Source organism: Microcoleus sp. MON1_C1 (genome assembly GCF_036701945.1).
Lineage (GTDB): Bacteria > Cyanobacteriota > Cyanobacteriia > Cyanobacteriales > Microcoleaceae > Microcoleus.
On record NZ_JAUBRO010000044.1, the window covers coordinates 16,440 to 36,632 of the forward strand.

Annotated in this window: 16 protein-coding genes; 9 read left to right on the top strand and 7 right to left on the bottom strand. The window is 46.7% G+C overall.

What is annotated here, in order from left to right:
• Window positions 1-28 precede the first annotated feature (28 nt).
• Both QUA62_RS22155 and QUA62_RS22160 read right to left on the bottom strand, forming a co-directional pair.
• Window positions 29-1,987: a cation:proton antiporter domain-containing protein gene (locus tag QUA62_RS22155; RefSeq protein WP_333406735.1), complete on the bottom strand. Its 1,959-nt coding sequence runs from the start codon at window positions 1,985-1,987 to the stop codon at window positions 29-31.
• Between the two features lie 432 nt (window positions 1,988-2,419).
• A complete protein-coding gene (locus QUA62_RS22160; RefSeq protein WP_333406737.1) occupies window positions 2,420-3,685 on the bottom strand; it encodes a GH25 family lysozyme in 1,266 nt (421 codons plus the stop codon).
• Window positions 3,686-3,799: 114 nt separating this feature from the next.
• Here QUA62_RS22160 and QUA62_RS22165 point away from each other — a divergent pair, with 114 nt between their 5' ends.
• Together QUA62_RS22165 and QUA62_RS22170 are read left to right on the top strand one after the other, a co-directional pair.
• Window positions 3,800-4,294: a DUF427 domain-containing protein gene (locus QUA62_RS22165; RefSeq protein ID WP_333287082.1), complete on the top strand. Its 495-nt coding sequence runs from the start codon at window positions 3,800-3,802 to the stop codon at window positions 4,292-4,294.
• A gap of 389 nt (window positions 4,295-4,683) precedes the next feature.
• On the top strand, window positions 4,684-5,793 hold the full coding sequence (locus QUA62_RS22170; RefSeq protein WP_333406739.1) for a diguanylate cyclase: 1,110 nt from the start codon (window positions 4,684-4,686) through the stop codon (window positions 5,791-5,793).
• A gap of 59 nt (window positions 5,794-5,852) precedes the next feature.
• Here QUA62_RS22170 and QUA62_RS22175 read toward each other — a convergent pair whose 3' ends face one another.
• Both QUA62_RS22175 and QUA62_RS22180 read right to left on the bottom strand, forming a co-directional pair.
• Window positions 5,853-6,047 (bottom strand): helix-turn-helix transcriptional regulator, encoded by a 195-nt coding sequence (locus QUA62_RS22175; RefSeq protein WP_333406741.1) that lies wholly within the window; start codon window positions 6,045-6,047, stop codon window positions 5,853-5,855.
• Between the two features lie 299 nt (window positions 6,048-6,346).
• Window positions 6,347-7,312, bottom strand: coding sequence for a methyltransferase domain-containing protein (locus QUA62_RS22180; protein WP_333406743.1), 966 nt, complete (start codon window positions 7,310-7,312; stop codon window positions 6,347-6,349).
• A 634-nt stretch (window positions 7,313-7,946) separates the two neighbouring features.
• Here QUA62_RS22180 and trxB point away from each other — a divergent pair.
• From trxB to rpoD, 6 genes are all read left to right on the top strand, one after another.
• A complete protein-coding gene (trxB, locus tag QUA62_RS22185) occupies window positions 7,947-9,317 on the top strand; it encodes a thioredoxin-disulfide reductase (RefSeq protein WP_333406745.1) in 1,371 nt (456 codons plus the stop codon).
• 265 nt (window positions 9,318-9,582) lie between these two features.
• Window positions 9,583-10,467 carry an ABC transporter permease gene (locus QUA62_RS22190; RefSeq protein ID WP_333096144.1) on the top strand — a complete coding sequence of 295 codons (885 nt, stop codon included), beginning with the start codon at window positions 9,583-9,585 and terminating at the stop codon, window positions 10,465-10,467.
• 578 nt (window positions 10,468-11,045) lie between these two features.
• Window positions 11,046-11,207 carry a hypothetical protein gene (locus QUA62_RS22195; RefSeq protein ID WP_333406747.1) on the top strand — a complete coding sequence of 54 codons (162 nt, stop codon included), beginning with the start codon at window positions 11,046-11,048 and terminating at the stop codon, window positions 11,205-11,207.
• A 255-nt stretch (window positions 11,208-11,462) separates the two neighbouring features.
• Window positions 11,463-11,627, top strand: coding sequence for a hypothetical protein (locus QUA62_RS22200; protein WP_223300711.1), 165 nt, complete (start codon window positions 11,463-11,465; stop codon window positions 11,625-11,627).
• A 220-nt stretch (window positions 11,628-11,847) separates the two neighbouring features.
• Window positions 11,848-12,045 (top strand): hypothetical protein, encoded by a 198-nt coding sequence (locus QUA62_RS22205; RefSeq protein WP_333406749.1) that lies wholly within the window; start codon window positions 11,848-11,850, stop codon window positions 12,043-12,045.
• Window positions 12,046-12,312: 267 nt separating this feature from the next.
• Window positions 12,313-13,479 (top strand): RNA polymerase sigma factor RpoD, encoded by a 1,167-nt coding sequence (gene rpoD / locus QUA62_RS22210; RefSeq protein WP_333048311.1) that lies wholly within the window; start codon window positions 12,313-12,315, stop codon window positions 13,477-13,479.
• Between the two features lie 214 nt (window positions 13,480-13,693).
• On the opposite strand, the gene QUA62_RS22215 is transcribed toward rpoD, so the two are convergent.
• From QUA62_RS22215 to QUA62_RS22225, 3 genes are all read right to left on the bottom strand, one after another.
• Window positions 13,694-13,846 (bottom strand): high light inducible protein, encoded by a 153-nt coding sequence (locus QUA62_RS22215; protein ID WP_015179166.1) that lies wholly within the window; start codon window positions 13,844-13,846, stop codon window positions 13,694-13,696.
• Window positions 13,847-13,971: 125 nt separating this feature from the next.
• Entirely contained in the window at window positions 13,972-15,405 is a 1,434-nt protein-coding gene (locus QUA62_RS22220; protein WP_333406751.1) for an ABC transporter ATP-binding protein, read from the bottom strand.
• A 231-nt stretch (window positions 15,406-15,636) separates the two neighbouring features.
• Window positions 15,637-18,189 carry a DNA topoisomerase (ATP-hydrolyzing) gene (locus QUA62_RS22225; protein WP_333288342.1) on the bottom strand — a complete coding sequence of 851 codons (2,553 nt, stop codon included), beginning with the start codon at window positions 18,187-18,189 and terminating at the stop codon, window positions 15,637-15,639.
• Window positions 18,190-19,685: 1,496 nt separating this feature from the next.
• Here QUA62_RS22225 and QUA62_RS22230 point away from each other — a divergent pair.
• On the top strand, window positions 19,686-20,081 hold the full coding sequence (locus QUA62_RS22230; protein WP_006632892.1) for a response regulator: 396 nt from the start codon (window positions 19,686-19,688) through the stop codon (window positions 20,079-20,081).
• The last annotated feature ends 112 nt before the right edge of the window (window positions 20,082-20,193 follow it).

A 20,193-nucleotide genomic window follows, 5' to 3' on the forward strand; every position in this document is an offset into this window, starting at 1 on the left:
AATCTAGATGCACGACAGCTTACTGCCCCTATCGCGAAACTGGCGGTAGCAAAACTTCTGCTTCCTTCTCGATGTTAGCTTCCTCCAAAATCGGCTCTAAAACCGGAGAAGGAATCGGCACTTCTTCAACTACCTGATGCTTTTCCAAAGTCAAACGAGACTGAGACGAACCAGACAATCTTTTCAACAATTTCGGTGTCGGATCGTACAACAAATAAATAATTCGATCGCCTGCTTGCCAAATCTGAGTCGCCGACACTACTTGCAAGTATCCTTGCCTTTCCAGCAGCAGCGGCGCCAACTCCCCGGCTTTAACCAAAGCTTGTAAGTGAGCAATCTGAAACTGCAATCCCTCACTTTTTAACTCAGTTTCCCCCAATTTTACTTCGCCGTCGCTCAAATATTCGTTCCAATCCTTCAGCGACAAATCCGAGACAAAAGCTTGATTGATTTTAGTCGGATTTGCAGGCGTATTTGCTTGCGGATCTTTGGGGAATATTGCCAAAACCCTCGGCGGTGCAAACTCTTCCGCCGCTCGCTGAGCTAACACTAAGTTTACCTCGCCGTTGTTAGTCATTGCCAAAAAAGTTCCCATCGAATCGAGTCCGGCTTCTTCTAACACGCTGTGGTCGAGTGCACTGCTCAAAAACACCCGCAAACCTTCTCGTTCTGCTTGTGCACAAGCTTCCGGGTCGGTGTCAATAATTGCCACCGATTCTCCGCGTTCTTGAAACAAGCGAGCAATTAGTCTGCTCAAAGGATTTGACCCCACAATAGCAGCACCGGTTGCGGATTTTGAGGTGATGCCCAAAAGTTGAGCGATCCGTCCGGCCGTTAGTCCCTGGACGAAAACTGTCATAATAATTGTTAGGAAAACTAAGGCTTTAATCGAGTCGCCGCCGTTGATTCCCCGCTGCGTGAGCAAAATTGCAAATAAAGATGCGATCGACGCTGAGACAATTCCCCTCGGCGCTACCCAACAAACAAATAATTTCTGCCGCCAATTCAGTCCGCTGTTCCAAGTGCAAAGCCAAACGTTGATCGGCCGCACTACCCACATTAAAGCTAAAACTGTAAACAAACTTCCCCAACCGAGGGCGACCACACTAGCGAGCGATAAATCGGCCGCCAGCAGCACGAACAGCATCGAAATAGCCAGGACTGTCAGTTGACCTTTAAACCTCCTCAGCAGCCTTTCTTCCGGCACAGCAGCGGCTCTGAGGACGATGCCGGAGAGGACTGTTGCCATCAGTCCCGATTCGCTGCGGATTTCTTCTGCTAAGCCGAAAAATCCCCACAAACCGGCTAAAACTACTAAGTTTTTGAGGTCTTCCGAGAGAAATTGCGATCGCTTGAGAATGAATCCCAGCAGCCAACCTCCCGCAACTCCGACGACTGCGCCAACGAAGAGTCGGACGATTAAATCTCGGAACAAAACCAGCAAATCAGGATTGCCGTTCAAAATAATATTCAGCACCAATACTGCCAGAATTGCCCCGACAGGATCGATTAAAACGCCTTCTGCTTCTAGCAAGGCGGCGACTTGTTTGTCAACAGATACTTGTTTGAGCAAAGGGCCGATTACTGTCGGGCCTGTGACGACTACTAGAGAAGCATACAAAAATGCGATCGGCCAGGGAAATTCCCCCAACCAGTGTGCGGCCATTCCGCCGCCAATTAGGGTAATTAAAGTGCCTACGGTAACTAAATTGCGGATGCTGCCGGAAAGTTTTCCTAAATCTCGCAATTCCAAATTCAAGCCGCCTTCAAACAGAATTAACGCTACGCAAAGCGATACCATAACTTCCAAACCGCTGCCCAGCAGATTCGGGTGCAGCACTCCCAAGCAGTCTGGGCCGGCTAAAATTCCAAACAACAGCAAAAAGACGATCGCCGGAACTTTCAGATAAGCGGCGATAACTTGAGCGCTGATGCCACAGATGACGGTCATGACCATCAACTGGGTGATGTTAAAGGGGATTTCCATAGATATAATTGTTACAGGCTGCCCGCTTAGTTTTAAATGTTCGATCGCGGGTAATTGGAGTGCAGGCGCTATTTTCGGCGCAGCTTACAAACTCGGCACGGCCCTGCATTTTTCCCAATAAGATTAAAAAACCTTGATAGTCGCTATAACTTTATCAGATAATTCTCTTGGCGTCAAAGATGGCAGCAAGCTGTAGCTAAGCGAGAGATTGTCTGTTAGGTTCCAGAGTCTAATGGAGATGCGGGGAGAGAGGGAGAGGATTTGACGAGTTTTGATGTGGAGTCAATCTCAAATCTCCAATAGCAAGATTTGGTGGCTTTTCAATTACAGAGCGCTCAAACCCTCAGATTCATTTGTGGAGTCAATCTCCTATCTAAAAAACTCTAAAATCACAAGATTCATCTGTAGAGTCTCTCTAAAATCTAAAATCAATCATCGATTGGCATCCTGCCACCTGCGAAAAAACTCCGATAGAATTGCCGGCGAAATTCGCCCTTCCAGCCAATCTAAAGCCTGGTTTTGCTGGGGTGCGGCCCGATAAAATTTGCACGCATCAATCAGCCGAATCGGAGAATTAGTGACAATAGATTGAGAGCGCCATTTTTGTGCAAACTCGGTAATAATAGCCGGAGAAATTTGTTTTTGCAGCCAATCTAAAGCTTGGTCTTGTTGTGCTAAACCGCGATAAAATTTGCCCACATCTATCAATCGCAAATTACTGTCTTGAGGTAAGGCAGTTGCCCGCCATTTTTGAGCAAATTCCCCTAAAACAGAGGTAGGAACCTGACTTTGCAGCCAAATTAAGGCAGTATCTTGGCTAGCGCTAGCTTTATAAGACGAGAATACCTGAGTCAGCCGCACGCCTGATATGGGAGCAGGAGTCGGCGGCGGGGCGGGTGTGGGCGCTGGAGGGGGGACAACTACTTTGGGAGATTTTCGCATCAAAGCGGCCCAAGTTTTGAGGGTTGCAATGCCATCTGGATTGAAACCTTGAGATTTCTGAAACGAGATGAGGGCCGCTGTGGTGGTGGCTCCAAATTTACCATCCATCGCGCCTTGATAAAAACCTTTAATTCTTAATTCCCTCTGGATGTCTGCAACTTTATAACTTTGGGCGCCTTCTCGGACGCTTTCAAAAATATTGGTGTCTACATTGCCCGAGATGCCGGACACGCTGCCGGTGTCGCTGTACTGCCAAAAAGTCCAAGTTTTCCAGCCGCCGGGAACCCAAGGTTCTTCAGCACTGGTATAGTGAGCAATCCACAGTGGGTAATCGGCAAACCGTTTTGTCCCCAGGTTGTCCCAGAAACCGGGGTAGGTGTAGATAATCGGCCGCATCAAGGTGGCTTTTTCGACTGCTTGTAACCAAATTGCGGCTCGATCGCAGAATTCACCCACACTCAAACCGCCTGTAGTTTCCAAATCCAAGACTGCCGGCAAATCCCCCGGTTCGAGTTTTACAGTTTTCAAGAACAAATCTATTTGCCCTTGAACGCTGCTTGCAGGTCGAAAAAAGTGGTAAGCACCGCGTTGAATCCCCGCTGCTTTCATAGCCGCCCAATTGCGGGCGAAAGTTTGGGCCACTAACGTTGCACCCTCCGTCGCTTTGACAAAACTGAAGGCAATACCATCCCGGGCAACTGCTTGCCAATTGATATTGGGCTGGTAGTCGGAAACATCTATACCGCGAATACTCATATTACGAAGAGTTGAGAAAAGCTGGTTTGGTCTGAAGCAGCGACTCGATTAAGGGTACATTAAATTGTAATGCTAAGTCGCTAAGTGTTTTTTTTTGCAGGGGAGATTGTGCAAATGAACTTCGATCGAATAGAGCCGGGCCCTGGTGAAGAGTCTGTTTGGGATTACCCGCGTCCCCCTCGCCTTGAGGAATCGACCAAACACGTACAGATAGTTTTTAATGGAGTGACGATCGCAGACACGCGCCGCCCTCAGCGGGTATTGGAGACAAGCCACCCTCCGGTTTACTATATCTGCCCCGAAGACATCAAAATGGAATATTTGCACAAAACTTTACAGGGCTCTTGGTGTGAGTGGAAGGGACAAGCCGGTTATTACACTGTGACGGTAGAGTCCAAAGAAGTAGTAAATGCGGCTTGGTTTTATCCCAATCCTAATCAGGTTTTTGCAGCTATTAAAGATTATGTGGCTTTTTATCCGAGCAAAATGGATGCCTGTTATGTGGACGGGGAATTAGTGCAATCTCAACCAGGGGATTTTTACGGCGGCTGGATTACCAAAGATATTGTGGGCCCGTTTAAGGGAGGGCCAGGAACTTGGGGGTGGTGAGGGAATGTTGAGTGTTGAGTTTTGAGTTTAAAACAGGGGCAGAAACCACGTTTTTTTACGCAAAACCTTGTTACAAGCATCGACCCCTTTTTAACAACCAGGTTTCTTGAGTTTTTTTGTCCCGTGAATGAGTTAAGGAATGGCGCTCAAATCTGTTTTTTACACCGCCAAAATCAACAGTAAACAATCAAGTAATAATTTAATAAATCTCTAAGGTAGTAATGATGAATCAATGCAATGCAGGCAGGGAATAAAGTCAGGCGTTAGTTTATTCCCTTAAATATTAGATAGTGTAGTAAATACAGCCAATGGTACGAAACAAATACTAAGATAAGTTAATAGTTGAGACTAGCTTTGTTGCTGCTTTATTGTTTATTCGGATCTGCGCTGTGTCTGTTGAATTTCTCCCGCCATCTAACTCACAAGAAAAACTACCAAAAAATCTATCTTTAGAGTCTACTCTTAAGGATTTGGCTGTATTAAATTTTCAAGTTGAAGCTTCATCCCTAGCCAAAGAAGTAGCCCGGTTTTTTCAAGCTCACCCGCTGCTTCCGGGAGTTATCTTGACCGTAAATGGCGAATTTTTAGGGATGATATCGCGCAGGCGATTTATGGAACGCATGAGCCGCCCTTACGGACTAGATACATTTGCTGGCCGACCAATTATGGCTTTGTATCAAATAGCTCAAACTGATATTTTGATTTTACCAGGAGTAGCCTTAATTGTCGTGGCAGCTCAGCGAGCCATGCAGCGGCAGCCCGAACTGCTTTACGACCCGATTGTTGTGCAGTTAGAACCTCAAGTTTACCGACTGTTAGACGTGCATCAAGTATTGGTAGCTTTATCCGAAATTCACCAACAAGCTACTGGGTATATTAGGCAACTGTATTACAATTTATCGGTAACACAAGCCGAGTTAGAAGCAGCTAATTCTCAATTAAAATCAGCTAATTCCGAATTGTATCGCCTTGCGAACTCAGATGGGTTAACTCAGGTGGCGAACCGCCGCTGTTTTAACGAATACTTCGAGAAAAAATGGCAGGAATTGGGACAAGAAGCAGCAGAACTATCTTTAATTTTATGCGATATTGACTTTTTTAAACAATACAACGATACTTACGGACATCAAGCGGGAGACGCTTGTTTGCAACAGGTAGCGAAAACTATTGTTGAGGCTGTAAATTACTCAACAGGCGAAGTTTCGGGGGAGACTCTGGTAGCTCGTTACGGAGGCGAAGAATTTGCAGTGATTTTGCCTCGGACTTCACCTGAAATAGCTGTCTCGATTGCAGAGAAAATTCGACTGTGGATAAAAGAACTAGAAATAGAACACATTAATTCGGAGGTGTGTTCTTCCGTGACGCTGAGTATGGGGGTAGCGAGTACGGTTCCTCGATCGTCCACTGCACAAAAAAACTTGATTGCAGCGGCAGACCGCGCGCTTTATCAAGCTAAAGACAAAGGACGCGATCGAGTGATTTTAGATGTTAGATTTTAGATTTTAGATTGGAAAAAGTGATCCACAGATTTATCCGTTGGCTTGTTTAATGGTTTCGATTAGAGATTGTCTGGCAAGTCGCCGATCGACCTGCCGATGCTAGCGAGCAATTTCTCCAAAGCTTTCATCTGCTTGACGGTGAACGTGGGTACATTTTTCCCCAACTCCCAACGGCTGATGGTTTGCGACGAAACGCCAAGTTCTCGCGCCAAATCTTCCTGACTCATCTCCAGTTCTTCCCCGAGCTTCTTCAAATGCGACTCTTCATCTTCTGGTCGCGGAACGGGCTTTTTCGGCCTAACTTCGATCGCAGATTTTTCCGCTCAGATGCTTAAACATCTTACTTCCTTCCTCGGAGAAGATTATCTACTTGTAATTCTTCCTGACTCTTCCTTCGCGTTTTTCACGTCTTCGCGGTTCAATCATACTAATTTTTCCGACCCGAAAACAGTAATTAAACAACAAACAGATCGCGCCACGGTACGACGCATAGCTGGAGGGGTGCGATCGCTCCTATTCTCATTTGAAATGTTATCGGGCGAGCGTCCCGTGCCTACAAAGACTCGCACCAAGCACGCTCCGCCGTCCAGTGTCTGTCTGAAGATTCATAAATCCTCAACCCATCCAACCCGGCATTTTGGATCATCTCCTCAACTTCATCCACCGTAAATGCTGCTTGCAACGAGTCGCTGAATAACTGTTTCTGATGCGAGTTGCAATCTCCCGCATACATCTCGACTAAATTAGTCCTCATTGCCTCATCCATAGGTCGGAGTAAATCCCGCAAAAATATTGCTCCGTTCGGTTTTAAGACCCGCTTGACTTCCTGCAAAAACGGCAGTGGATCTGGCAAATGGTGAATAATGCTGTTGGAAATAACCATGTCAAAATAATTGTCAGGGTAAGGCATTGCCTTAGCATCAATTAATTCGAGATTAATTTGCGATCGCGCGCCAGCCTTTTCCACATTTTCCGCCCCGACTTTCAGCATATTTGCCGACAAATCGATGCAAGTCAATTTCCATGCTGGCCGGAGTTGACAAAGAGCGATGGGAATTCTCGCCGTACCCGTCCCCGCATCCAAAACGTTTCCAAAAACCGGCCCCAAGACCGCAGCACTCTGAGCAAAAGCAGCATTAACCTCAGTAAAGTCCATCGAATCGTATTCGATCGCCTCTGCCAAGGAATCCATCACTTCCGGTTCCAAAACTCGCTGCATAAAATTTATCTCGTTATCTGGCATTTCCATATAGGGATTCAGTTTCGCCTGCACAAGCTCGACTAACTCCGGTTCCATATATTCGTAATTGTCGGGGACTTGCAGGCAAATAACTTTCTTGCCTTCGAGACTTTCGGGAAATTTGCTGCGAAGTCGATCGCCATGCTTCTTCTCCATCACAAATATCAAATCTGCCCAACCGACAAGACCCTCAGTTACTCTAATTCTTGCACCTTTTTCCGTTCCTGCCGATCGCACGCTGTAGCCACTAATCTTCTCGCATATCTTCTCGGCAGTCAAACTTCTCCACTTATTCTGACTGCACACAAACAATATCTTGATTTTATCCACGAGTTTAAAAAGCAAAATTCGATCTTATCTTCGTTAATCCGCGTTAATCCGCCTACATCTGCGGTTAAAAATCTTAGTCCAATTTTCCTCCGAGCGCACCTTACATACTACCAATACTGTATTTTGTCAAACTGACCCACAGCTCCGTTACAATTCTTAAACCCTCAAATGCGGATTTTGCATAAACAATTGTGTTTATTACATTTGCAGAGTTCGTTAATTTTACGGTTTTAAAAGCTTTCAGCGTCAAAAATTTAAATTAGTCATAATGCCCCTGGATTTTGAAAATCCTACCATAAGCCTCAAAGCAAGTAAATAGGTAAAATAATTGAGAATGAAGTCAATACTTTGGGTCGTATTTAGATTTTCTTAAGAATTGAGGGGTCAAAATAGATCGAACATTTAAAACTAAATCGACTTTTAGATTGTTTTTGCTTATTAAAGTAGCTGGAATTGCCCCGAAGACTCATCGACCCTCAAAAATAGATACAGATGGTCGATCGCACAATGGCATCAAACCAAACTCGATCGAACTCTGCTAGAATTAGTAAAACGAAGTCGTTATGAGTTTAAGTAAAGAGCTATGACCAACGAAACCGTAGAAAACCTAGTAATTATCGGCTCAGGGCCCGCAGGCTACACCGCAGCAATCTACGCCGGGAGGGCAAACCTGAAACCCGTAGTGTTTGAAGGCTACCAAGCGGGAGGCGTCCCCGGCGGTCAACTGATGACCACCACAGAAGTAGAAAACTTCCCCGGCTTTCCCGAAGGCATCACCGGGCCGGAACTAATGGATCGCATGAAAGCTCAAGCAGTGCGCTGGGGTGCCGAATTATACACAGAAGATGTAATTTCGGTGGATTTGACCAAGCGTCCGTTTACAGTGCGAGCGGAAGACCGAGAAATTAAAACCCACACGATAGTAATAGCTACAGGCGCGACCGCCAAACGGCTGGGGCTGCCTAGCGAACACGTATTTTGGAGTCACGGCATTTCTGCCTGTGCCATTTGCGACGGCGCTACCCCACTTTTTAAAGGAGTAGATTTAGCTGTAATCGGCGCGGGCGACACAGCAGCGGAAGAATCTATTTATTTGACAAAATACGGCTCTCACGTACATATGCTGGTGCGGCGCGATCAAATGCGCGCCAGCAAAGCCATGCAAGACCGAGTGCTGAGCAATCCCAAAATTACCGTTCACTGGAACACCGAAGCAGTGGATATTTTGGGCGAAGCGGGCGGCAAAATGGACGGGGTGAGACTTAGAAATATCGTGACAGGCGCTGAGAGCGATTTGCTGGTGAAAGGATTGTTTTATGCGATCGGTCACACTCCCAACACTCAACTGTTCCAAGGTCAGTTAGAACTCGACGAAGTAGGCTATATCGCCACCAAACACGGTTCGGTAGAAACCAGCGTTGAGGGAGTCTACGCCGTCGGCGACGTGCAAGACCACGAGTTTCGCCAAGCAATTACCGCCGCCGGCAGCGGCTGCATGGGGGCCATGCTGGCAGAACGTTGGCTGTCAGTCAACGGTTTAGCTCAGGAATTCCGCCAAACCGAGGAATCCGAGCAACCCGTCGCAGCGCCGGAAGCTCAAAAAGTACGCAAAACCAGCGCGAACTTTGATATCCAAGACACGCGCCACGAAGGAGGTTATGCTTTGCGGAAGTTGTTCCACGATAGCGATCGACTGATTGTGGTCAAATATGCCTCTCCGAGTTGCGGCCCTTGCCACAGCCTCAAGCCGATTTTGAGCAAAGTAGTAGATGAGTTCGATGGCAAAATCCACTACGTGGAAATTGACATCGAAGAAGATCCAGAAATTGCTGAAAATGCTGGCGTGATTGGTACACCGACGATTCAGTATTTCAAAGACAAAGATATGGTGGCTGAGCTCAAGGGAGTTAAGCCGAAAAGCCAGTACCGCGAGTTAATTGCCAGTAATTTGTAGGAAGTCGATCGATTTTAGATTTCAGGTTCGCTAAGGGAGATTTAACTTAAACTCGACTTGCGTCCCGCCTGCCAAAAACACAGTTTCTCCCCTGCGCGCCAGTCCCATGCAGGGGAGAAACCGGTTTTTTTGTAGCGGTATCGCGCGAAAAAACCCGGTTTGTCGCGAGTGTTTGGCGAAGGAGAAAGAGGATTTTGGAGTGTTCCGAGTTTTTTCGCCGGAGTGCTACTAAAATCGAAAAGTCTTATATAGGTCGATCGTCATTATGGCTCAAAGCCGCCTCCGACTGCCGCGATTTCTCAACAGTGCCTCACCGTCAAGCCTGTCAATGAAAATGATGTGGGCAGGTTTGACAATAACTGCCGTGTTTGTATTGGTAGCCACCTTGTCTCCAGCTATGCAAGCTTGGGGATGGCTGCAAAATCCTACCGAGGCTTTGATTAACCCCATCCACGAACCGCCGTCGGCGAATTATTGGTTTGGTACTAGCCGCAGCGGCTACGATGTGTTTTCCCGCACGCTGTTTGCTTCTCGGGCTGCTTGGCAAGTGGTAATTTTAGCCACTGCTTTGAGTTTGTTTATCGGTGTGCCGCTGGGTTTGGTTAGCGGTTATTTGGGCGGTAAGCTCGATCGAGTGTTGTTATTTTTAATGGATACAATTTATACTTTGCCGGGGCTTCTACTTTCTTTGACGCTAGCGTTTGTAGTGGGGAAAGGAGTTTTGAATGCTGCGATCGCCCTGAGCATTTCCTACATCCCTCAATACTACCGCGTCGTCAGGAATCACACCGTCAGCGTCAAAACCGAATTATTTGTCGAAGCCGCGCGAGCAATGGGTGCTGACACTTGGACAGTGCTTTCGCGCTACCTGTTTCTGAATGTGATTCAGAGCGTACCTGTGCTGTTTGCGCTCAACGCTGCCGATGCAATTTTAACATTAGGAGGTTTGGGATTTCTCGGATTAGGACTTCCCGAAGCAACTCCTGAATGGGGACACGACTTGCGTTTAGCTTTAGATGCGCTACCTACTGGCATTTGGTGGACGGCTTTGTTTCCCGGTTTGGCGATGACTTTAATGGTGGTGGGACTGTCTTTGGTGGGGGAAGGATTAAACGAGTTTGTGAACCCTCGCCTGCGGAATCAGCAGTAATTTGTCTCGCGGTTAAATTAAGTTCGCAGTCAGGACTTTAGTGCTTATTCACAAATATAAAAAAAACTGAAGTCCTGACTACAACCGGCGCTATAAAGAGATGGTTATATCGACGCGATTAATTACTAAATCTTTCTCTCAAGAAGGTGAATTCTTTCTAGTAAACCTTCGTTGGGCTGTCAATATAGACACGGATCTGAAATTTTTCTTGATAGCTTCATCCCCTAAAGGTCAAGCCACATAATTTAAACCCGAGTAGAGGATAAAGCAAGGCTCTGTGCTTTCTGATGACACGCTGTAAATAATAACAAAATTTTGAGCATCGCACCAACGTCCTACCGTTCGATTGCTTTAAGTATCCTGGAGTTTAGGCCTTCTCTAACCATAGCAAGCACATCGCTAACTGGGTAAATTTTTCTTCCCTAGCGGAGTTATCGTTGGCCGACTGTTGCAGCAACGCCCGCTGTGGCTTTTGTTTCGTCTGCTTGAAATTATCAAGACAATTCGGGAATGCTACCTAAAATTGATTGAGGGGCTTTATCGGATCTTCATACTGTCACGATATATTTAAAGGAATCGTGAAGTTATACTTCCGGGAGATGGCAAATTGTGTTGTTTGTGAGTACGTGCGATCGCGCAACTGCGAACCGAAAGCCAAAAAATTTAGAGAAATCCGCAGCCGAGAGTTGCGCGGCGGGTTAACTCTCAGTAGAATTTATCCTGGTGGTTTTTGCCACTGACGCGACAAACTCGTGTAGAACTGCTTAAATAAGAATGTGACGTTAAGAACTTAATGTGATTTAACATCAAAATTAAACCCAATTTCTGAGATTTGAGCTAACTTAACAATGAAAGCCCCTGTTGCATTACTCAACCCGCAACGCTTCATTGGGGGTCAGAGTCGGTCTCTAATCCAGAGTTGCCGGCTTAAAACTAAAGCTACGAGCTTTATTCAATCGCAGATTGCGTATGATTCAATTCAGGGAAACAGGGTAATGATGGGTGTATCTACACGGATTGTATTGGTTCCAATTTGGGCAACTCAAAAATTGTCTGCTAACTGTCTGGCCAACTACGCCGCAGCCGTTCACCCAGATATACGCAGAAAACAGCGCCGTTCGATCGTGCCAAAGTTTTTGCGGGCCGTTCTCAGGATTTAGCAGAGCCGGACATAAGTTAGTATTGTCAAGCTAAGCTGACAGAGTTTTCCTAGTTCTTGACCAACAATGGAAAACAACTTCCATTTTTTGTGAGAAAGGCTACAATCGGGAAGGTCTTTGCAAGATCCGATTCTCCCGGTTTGGTGCTTCAACCCTCTGCTGTTGCATTTGAGGCAGCAGACCAACATCCAAGGTGGCGAAAATTTGCCGCGCAACTGTCATGTCCGACAACCCGAGTAAAGCAAGGCGAATCAAAAGTTCGACACCTCGAATACAAAAGTTAGAGGGTTCCGTGCGGGAAAACTTGTACGGGTCAAAACTCGAAGTACCGAGTAAAAAAGCCAGTATTTTTGGAAGTGCGATCGATCGTAGTTCATGGTTTGTTTCTCTGGGCCAGGTATTGCAGATGATGTGGTAACTCGCTCCGAAAGAAAAAGCCGCCAGCTCAATTTAAGGTCGCCATGTTAAAATCTGCGATCGATTGAATGCGCTGCCTGCTTCAAACCCGAACTCGAACTTTGACTCATAAAACTGGTGCAGTTTCGGTAACAGATTCAGCTAGCAGACCGAAAATCCCACTATTTTTTCCTGCGGGAATGTCAATACTGGCTAACTTGTCTAAACTACAAACAGACACTATTCCACTCTTATTTATTCTTTAATTCAGGAGCATGAGGAAGACGGCATGATCCAGGCTAACACCGTACTCGAAACCACAATTACACCGGAAATGGAAACAATCGAGTTGCTTCGGAGCGCCGAAAGCGTTCTACCTGAGAGCGAGTTAGAACTCTTTATCGACGAAGAAGACGATCGCGAAGAATTCTTAGACTCTCAATCTGAGGAAGACCCTAAATCTGGCAAAGGCGCCAAAGCCCGCCGTCGGGCACAGGCAAAGAAAAAGCATTATACTGAAGACTCTATTCGTCTTTACCTGCAAGAAATCGGTCGGATTCGACTGCTGCGAGCTGACGAAGAGATTGAACTAGCGCGCAAGATTGCAGATTTGCTGGAATTAGAGCGAGTTCGAGAACAACTGCTCGAAGAGTATAACCGCGAACCCAAAGACAGCGAATGGGCAAATGCTGTAGATATGGCACTTCCTGCATTCCGTCACCGACTCCACGTCGGCCGTCGGGCAAAGGAAAAAATGGTGCAATCAAACCTGCGTTTGGTGGTGTCGATCGCCAAAAAATACATGAATCGCGGTTTGTCTTTCCAAGATTTGATTCAGGAAGGCTCTTTGGGTCTGATCCGGGCTGCTGAAAAATTCGATCACGAAAAAGGCTACAAGTTTTCTACCTACGCAACTTGGTGGATACGTCAAGCCATCACCCGGGCAATCGCCGACCAATCGCGCACTATCCGCCTGCCGGTTCACCTTTACGAAACCATTTCGCGGATCAAGAAAACTACCAAACTCTTGTCTCAGGAAATGGGTCGCAAGCCTACGGAAGAAGAAATTGCTACCCGCATGGAGATGACGATCGAGAAGTTGCGGTTCATTGCTAAGTCCGCACAGTTGCCTATCTCTTTAGAAACTCCGATCGGCAAAGAGGAAGACTCACGTCTGGGAGATTTTATTGAATCAGACGGGGAAACACCAGAAGATCAAGTCTCCAAAAACTTGCTCAGGGAAGACTTGGAAAGCGTTTTGGATACTCTCAGCCCCCGAGAACGGGATGTACTGCGGCTGCGTTACGGCTTAGATGATGGACGGATGAAGACCTTGGAGGAAATTGGTCAAATCTTTAACGTCACTCGTGAGCGGATTCGCCAAATCGAGGCTAAAGCCCTGCGGAAGTTGCGCCATCCCAACCGCAACAGCATCTTAAAAGAATATATCCGCTAGAGTAATTTGCTAGCATCACCCAAAAGAGTGATTCGCACTGTTGTTTTTGGGGGGGAGACCCCCCGCCCCGGTTTGAGCTATAGCTGTTAAGTTTTGGGCAGCTAACTGCCCGGAGCAAGTGGCTATTTGCTGCCAAAATTGCGCTGCCAAAATTTAGGGAGTCCGTTACGGAACTCCCAAGCTTTGCAGTGTCACAAAACTCTTAACTAGAAAATTACATCACGCCCCAAAAGTGAAGCAGGCCTTGACCGGAAACCAATTCGATGATGACAGCGGCAGAGAAACCAATCATCGCCAAACGACCGTTCCAATTTTCGGCTCCCTCGCTGAAGCCCCAGTTCCAAGCGTTGCGTTTTTGTTCTTGCATAGTGCGAACTCCTTTCGTTAACTTGTGTAAGGCTTATGTAAATAAATATAACATTCCTTGATAAAAATGCAAGCTTGTGATTGGTGATATCTGTCACAACGGTCGATCGACCTTGATGATTTTACCTAACGAGGAAAAATAGCCAACTCGGTATCAGGGTCGAACAAGTGAATTTTGTCATGGGCGATAGCCAACCAAAGCTCCTCGCCAACTCGGATCGATCGCTCAGGAGGAACCCGCACTTGCATTCGCACCGCCGGATCATCCGTCAAACAAACCCCCAAATAAGTTTCGTGTCCCAAAGCCTCTACAATTTCCACTTGTACCGAAAGATTTTTGGTAGCCGGAGGGTTAATACTCAGATGTTCCGGCCGAATTCCCAAAATTAGCCCTCGCCCGTCATATTGTTGTAGACTTTTTGCCCAAATATCGGGTAAAGTAAAACGAAATTGCGGGTGAGAAATCAACAGCGGAGCACTAAATTCAACCGACAAAAAATTCATCGGCGGAGAACCGATAAACTCAGCAACAAACAAATTAGCCGGCTTGTTGTAAAGCTCTAGAGGTTGAGCTACTTGCTGAAGCTGACCTCTATTCATAAGAGCAATTCGATGGCCCATTGTCATCGCCTCAGTTTGGTCGTGAGTCACATAAATAGTTGTAGTTCGCAACTGTCGCTGCAACTGCACAATTTGCGATCGAGTTTCCGCCCTCAATTTCGCATCAAGATTAGATAGCGGTTCGTCCATCAAAAAAACTTCAGGATTCCTAGCCATCGCCCTACCCAAAGCTACCCGCTGCTTTTGCCCTCCCGAAAGTTGTTTTGGCAAGCGATTTAAAAGAGATTCTATTTGCAATAATTCAGCTACCTCTCGCACTCGTTTTCCTACAGCCTTTTCCCGTTCCGACAAATAGCGCAAACCCGGAGGCAACTTGCGAGTAGCTCCTCCTAAAAAATCTTCAAACAAAGGGTAAATTAGAGGATTTTTAAAATAATTAGAAGCTAAATCATTAATAACTTCTTCTATCTTATTCCTAATTTTTTCTATCTTCGCGATGCTTCCTTCTTCTCCTTGTATCTTCCCCCTTATCCCTTCTACTTTCTTCCCTCTTCCTTCTTCCGTCTTCCCTCTTCCTTCTTCCCTCTTCCTTCTGCCTTCTTCTTTCTCCCTTTCCGAGCGGCGCAATCCAAAGGCGAGATTATCGTAAACTGTTAAGTGAGGATAGAGAGCATAATTTTGAAATACCATAGCGATATTTCGGTCTTTAGGAGGCAAATCGTTAACCAGCCGATCGCCAACCCAAATATTGCCGGCTGTCAAAACTTCCAAACCGGCGATCGATCGCAGCAAAGTGCTTTTTCCGCAGCCAGAAGGCCCCACCAACACCATGAATTCCCCGTCTTCGACCGTTAAGTTAATGCGCCGCAAAACGCTGTTAGACGAAGGGCGATCGGCTAGAGGCGAGACACTTTCTGCGACGGTGTTTGCTTCTTTTTCCTGTTCTCCTTGGCGGAGCGGAAAACTTTTGTAGATATTTTCTAATACAACTTGCGCCATTAAACAATTTTAGGTTTTAGATTTTAGATTGGGCATGGGGTATGGGGCATGGGGCATTGGTAATTAGGGCATTCAAGGAAGCAGGAAGTTCGGCAACGAGCAGTATACGGGATTTAAATGATTTAACGGATGGATGTTGAATTAAGAAGTCAGAGGTCAGAAATCAGATTAATGCCCAATGCCCCATGCCCCATGCCCAATGCCCAATGCCCCATGCCCAATGCCCAATGACTATTGACTGCTGATAACTTTGATAATTTTTTCACCTGGATTGAGGTCAAAAACTCGATCGCCCGCAGCATCTTTCCCCCAAAAAGCTATAGCATCAATAGCCGATCGCAGCATACGGCCTGAATTAGTAAAAAGTTTGACATCCGTACCCGGAACCGCCTGCAGCAAGCCAACTAAAGCATCTTTAGGCTCTGAGAAACGAAAAGCTTGAGTGCCAATTTCGCCCCGGTTAGTAAGTCTGACAGAACCTGCAGGCATTCGTTTTGCCCAACCCAACTCGGAAAATAGCACCAGACTGTCGTTCGGGTCCAGAGTGATGCAACCCACCAACTCTTCCTGCTTACGCAACCTGGTTACTTGAGAGCCCTGGGCCGCGCGGCCCATTGGCGGCAGTTGTTCATCATCAATCTCAAACCGGAGGACTCGGCCTCCTGAAGTTGCTATCGCCACTTGCTCGCCGACTTTAGCCAGACTCGCACAGCGCAGCCGATCGTCCTCCTTGAGTTTAACAACTGTAACGCCACGATTAGTCAAATCAGCAAATTCCTGCATCGGCAAGCGCTTAATTTTCCCTTGCTGAGTCAGAGTTACTAAATCTGCTGCTTCCGAATTTTCCGGCAAAATAAAGTGTGCAACTGTGATTTCCGACAAAGCGCGACCGGCACTTTCTTTAGTAGCACTCGGCGACAACAAACTAACGATCGGCGTTCCCCGGTCTTTGGCGCTACTACTAGGAATATCGGCCACTTTCAGCGGGTAAGCTTTGCCGTTAGGAGTTAAGACGACCAAAGTGCGATCGGTTTTCGTCAGATTTGCCGTCACAATAAAATCTTCATTTTTTTCTAAAGCTGAAACCGATTTTTCGCGACTTTTCGAGCGCGGTCGTTCCCCAGCCGGCAAGCGTCGCACGTACTGCTTGTGCGAAAATTCAACAATTGTTTCCTCTGCCTCTACAACGGGCAATAAGTTAGGCTGAATCGTTGCCGGCGACAACTGCTTCACAGCAGAATTTTTCTTACCAGAAAATTGTGGTTCGGCGTTTGCTGCGCGTGCAGTTCCATTGGCGAATTTAGTGCGGCGGGGGTCAGCGTACTTGCGTTTGAGCGAGCGAAATTCCTTCTTTAAAGCCTTCAAAAGTTCGCGCCTGTCGCTCAACAACCGCTGCAATTCTTGAATATTAGCCATCAACTCATCAAACTCAGACTGCAAATTTTGCCTTTCCAAACCAGTCAGCCTCCGCATAGGCATCGCTAAAATGGCATCAGCTTGACTTTCGCTCAAATTGAGGCGAACTTGCAAAGTTTGCTTAGCAGTAGAGCCGTCAGGAGAATTTCTGAGAATGTCGATCGCTGTATCGAGATTTGTCAAAGCCAACATTAAGCCTTGGACAATATGACAGCGGCGTTCAGCAGCCTGCAACTCGTAATTGTAGCGGCGGGTAAGAGTCACTTCCCGGAAATCCAGAAATTCCTGCAACAATTGTCTGAGCGTTAACTGTCGCGGTTGACCGTTGACAATTGCCAGCAAAATCGCCCCAAAATTTGTTTGCAGGTCAGTTTGTTGGTAAAGGCGAGCCAGAACCCCTTCTGGGGAAAATTCCCGCTTGAGTTCAATCACCACTCGAATGCCTTCGCGATCGCTCTCGTCACGCAAATCAGAAATACCGTCGAGGCGGCCAGCATTGACCAACTCCGCCACCTTTTCAATCCAAGCCGCCTTATTTACCTGAAACGGAAACTCCGTCACCACGATCGCCGTTTTAGTACGCACCTTGCGATTACCTGGCACTTCTTCCACCCCGGCCACACCCCTGACAGCAATGCTGCCTCGACCCTTAGTGTAGGCGTCAACAATGCCCTCTGTAGCGACGATTTCCCCTCCGGTTGGAAAATCCGGGCCCGGAATCAGTTCTATCAACTTCTCGTCCGATAGTTCCGGGTTTTCAATCAAAGCAATTAAACCGTCTACCACCTCCCCCAAATTGTGCGGCGGGATATTAGTTGCCATCCCCACAGCAATGCCAGCACAGCCGTTGAGTAACAGAAACGGCAACTGAGCAGGCAGCGCCGTCGGTTCCTGCTGCGAACTGTCAAAGTTACCAGTAAAATCAACAGTTGCCTCGCCGACTTGGGTTAGCATAGCTTCGTGGGCGATCGGCGCTAGCCTCGTTTCCGTATAGCGCATAGCAGCCGCCGGATCGTTGTCCACCGAACCGAAATTGCCGTGACCCGCCAGTAAAGGATAGCGGCTTGAAAACTCCTGAACCATGCGTACCAGAGCGTCGTAAACCGATTGGTCGCCGTGGGGGTGATATTTTCCCAAAACATCTCCAACTACCCGGGCGCACTTACGGTAAGGTCGGTCTGGCGTCAGACCGAGTTCGTGCATCGCATATAAAATTCGACGGTGAACTGGTTTTAAACCGTCGCGGACATCAGGCAAAGCTCGCCCGACGATCACACTCATGGCATATTCGAGGTACGATTGCTGCATCTCGGCGTGCAGAGGCGTAGAAATTACTTGCCCGGAAAGTAGGTTGAGTTGTTTAGCCATGAGTCCTTGTGTCCGTTAATTCCTGAGTGAAAACAGCCTCTGTCAATAATGCCGAGGTTCCCTGTCTCGATTTAAAAGCCTTTGCCGCAGGCGAACCGAAAGTTCGATCCAACCGCCCAGTTGAAGAATAAAAATAACCTTAACTTGTGAAAGCAGAATCAGAGTCCCGAAGACGGGCAACACTTGCCTCTTACTCTCCACTCTTACCCTAACCTCTATGTTGCCTTCATTTGCGCCTACCTGTCTATTTACCTTCTGCTGTGAGAAGGTTGATTCACAGGAGAACACGGAATGCCAGAAACTCAGAACGTAGTGAGGCTGTAGCTCTTCCTAGGAAAGCATCACGAGGAACTTGAGTCCCCGTCAATCTATGATAGAATTTAATTGCAATTAGGAATAACCATCTACACGAAGAAATATTTTATTCAGGAGAAACCTCAGATTGAGCTCGTCTCGGTACAGCCGTAGCCTGGATCGAGCAGCAATGGTAGAAGATCGAGCTTACCGTATTTTGGCAAGGGTGATGGACTCCGAAAGTATTAAAAAAGAAAAGTAAGCGGAAGTGGAATACCTCTGGTACGGGTACTTGTTCTGATCCTGTAGAAACGACTGGACTATGAGTGAAGTCCAAGTTTTGGGCTTATTCAACCATAGAGCGTGGCCGTGACTCGCTGAGAGTGTGAAAAATGCCGATATTGATGAATTCATCAGTCAAAAGCTCTCCTGGCGATATCTCCTAGTCTGACATCCCCTTGATGAACGGAAGCGTCGATATTTTAAGCCGTTTTGAGGGGTTAAAACTGAGAATTAGCAATCTCCAACAAGCCCCGCTAGATTCGCTACTCCGAATGCTGTGGCGACGGGAGTATGTGAATAAACATGGCTTGATTCTAATGAGGAAGAAGGAAAATAATTATCACACATTCCCGAATCTAATACCAGTTTAAAAAATAATGCAACTCTAGATCCGCGATCCAAACCCATATCCAGTCAATCAGTTCCCATCTAAAATCTAAAATCTAAAATCTAAAATCTAAAATCTAAAATCTAAAATGGTAGAAGCCGGAGGCTTGACCGAAAGAGAGGATACTATAGTCCAGGACGCACGGGTAGTCAGAAACCGGGTTTTTTCATAGCAATAGTTCGTTATAGCCCGCCGAAACGATCGAAAACCCGGTTGCGAGGCGTCGTCCCTGCGTCCTGGATTGTACTAGAAACCTGCTACCTGAGAATCTTGAGACTCTCACCAGTGTCAGGTCGAGTTATAAAAAAGAACTAAACTGTCTGTGTGTAGTAGTCTAAATGATGGTACTGGATGCTTCTAGGCATCTGTACACCGTCTCACAGCTAGTGGCTCAAGGATATACATACGGGTTTTGCAGGGTTCCCGGCTGATGGCGCTAAAAACTCTGCATTTTTGACGGGGAATGTAGTCCCCGTGTCGTGTTCCTCTTTGGACTAAAGTCACAAAGTTTCTATACTTCCCATATTTATTTATGAAAACCGTTCTGATTGTAGAGGACGATTTGGTTAATGCTCGGGTTTTTTCCAAAATTCTGACTAAGCGGGGGGGCTTAGCCGTGAAGCACACGGAAAATGTTGAAGAGGTGATGCAGATTGCTGCCAACGGCGAAGCTGATTTGATTTTAATGGATGTGTCTCTTTCGCGCAGCGTGTACCAGGGCAAATCTGTTGACGGCATTAAGATTACTCAACTGCTTAAAGCTGACCCGCAAACGGCCTCGCTGCCGATTATTTTGGTGACTGCTCACGCGATGGCTGGTGATAAAGAAACATTTCTAGATCAAAGCGGTGCCGACGGTTACATCTCTAAACCTGTGGTAGACCATCAAGAGTTTGTTAATCAAATCAAGGCTTTGCTGCCTGATTGAGTGAACCATATATGCAGAAGGAATAAGAAGGAAGAAGGAAAAAGGAAGCAGGAAGAAAGAATTGTTTGTGTGAACCAACAAACAATTAAAACTCTAGAATTACAAGGTTTTC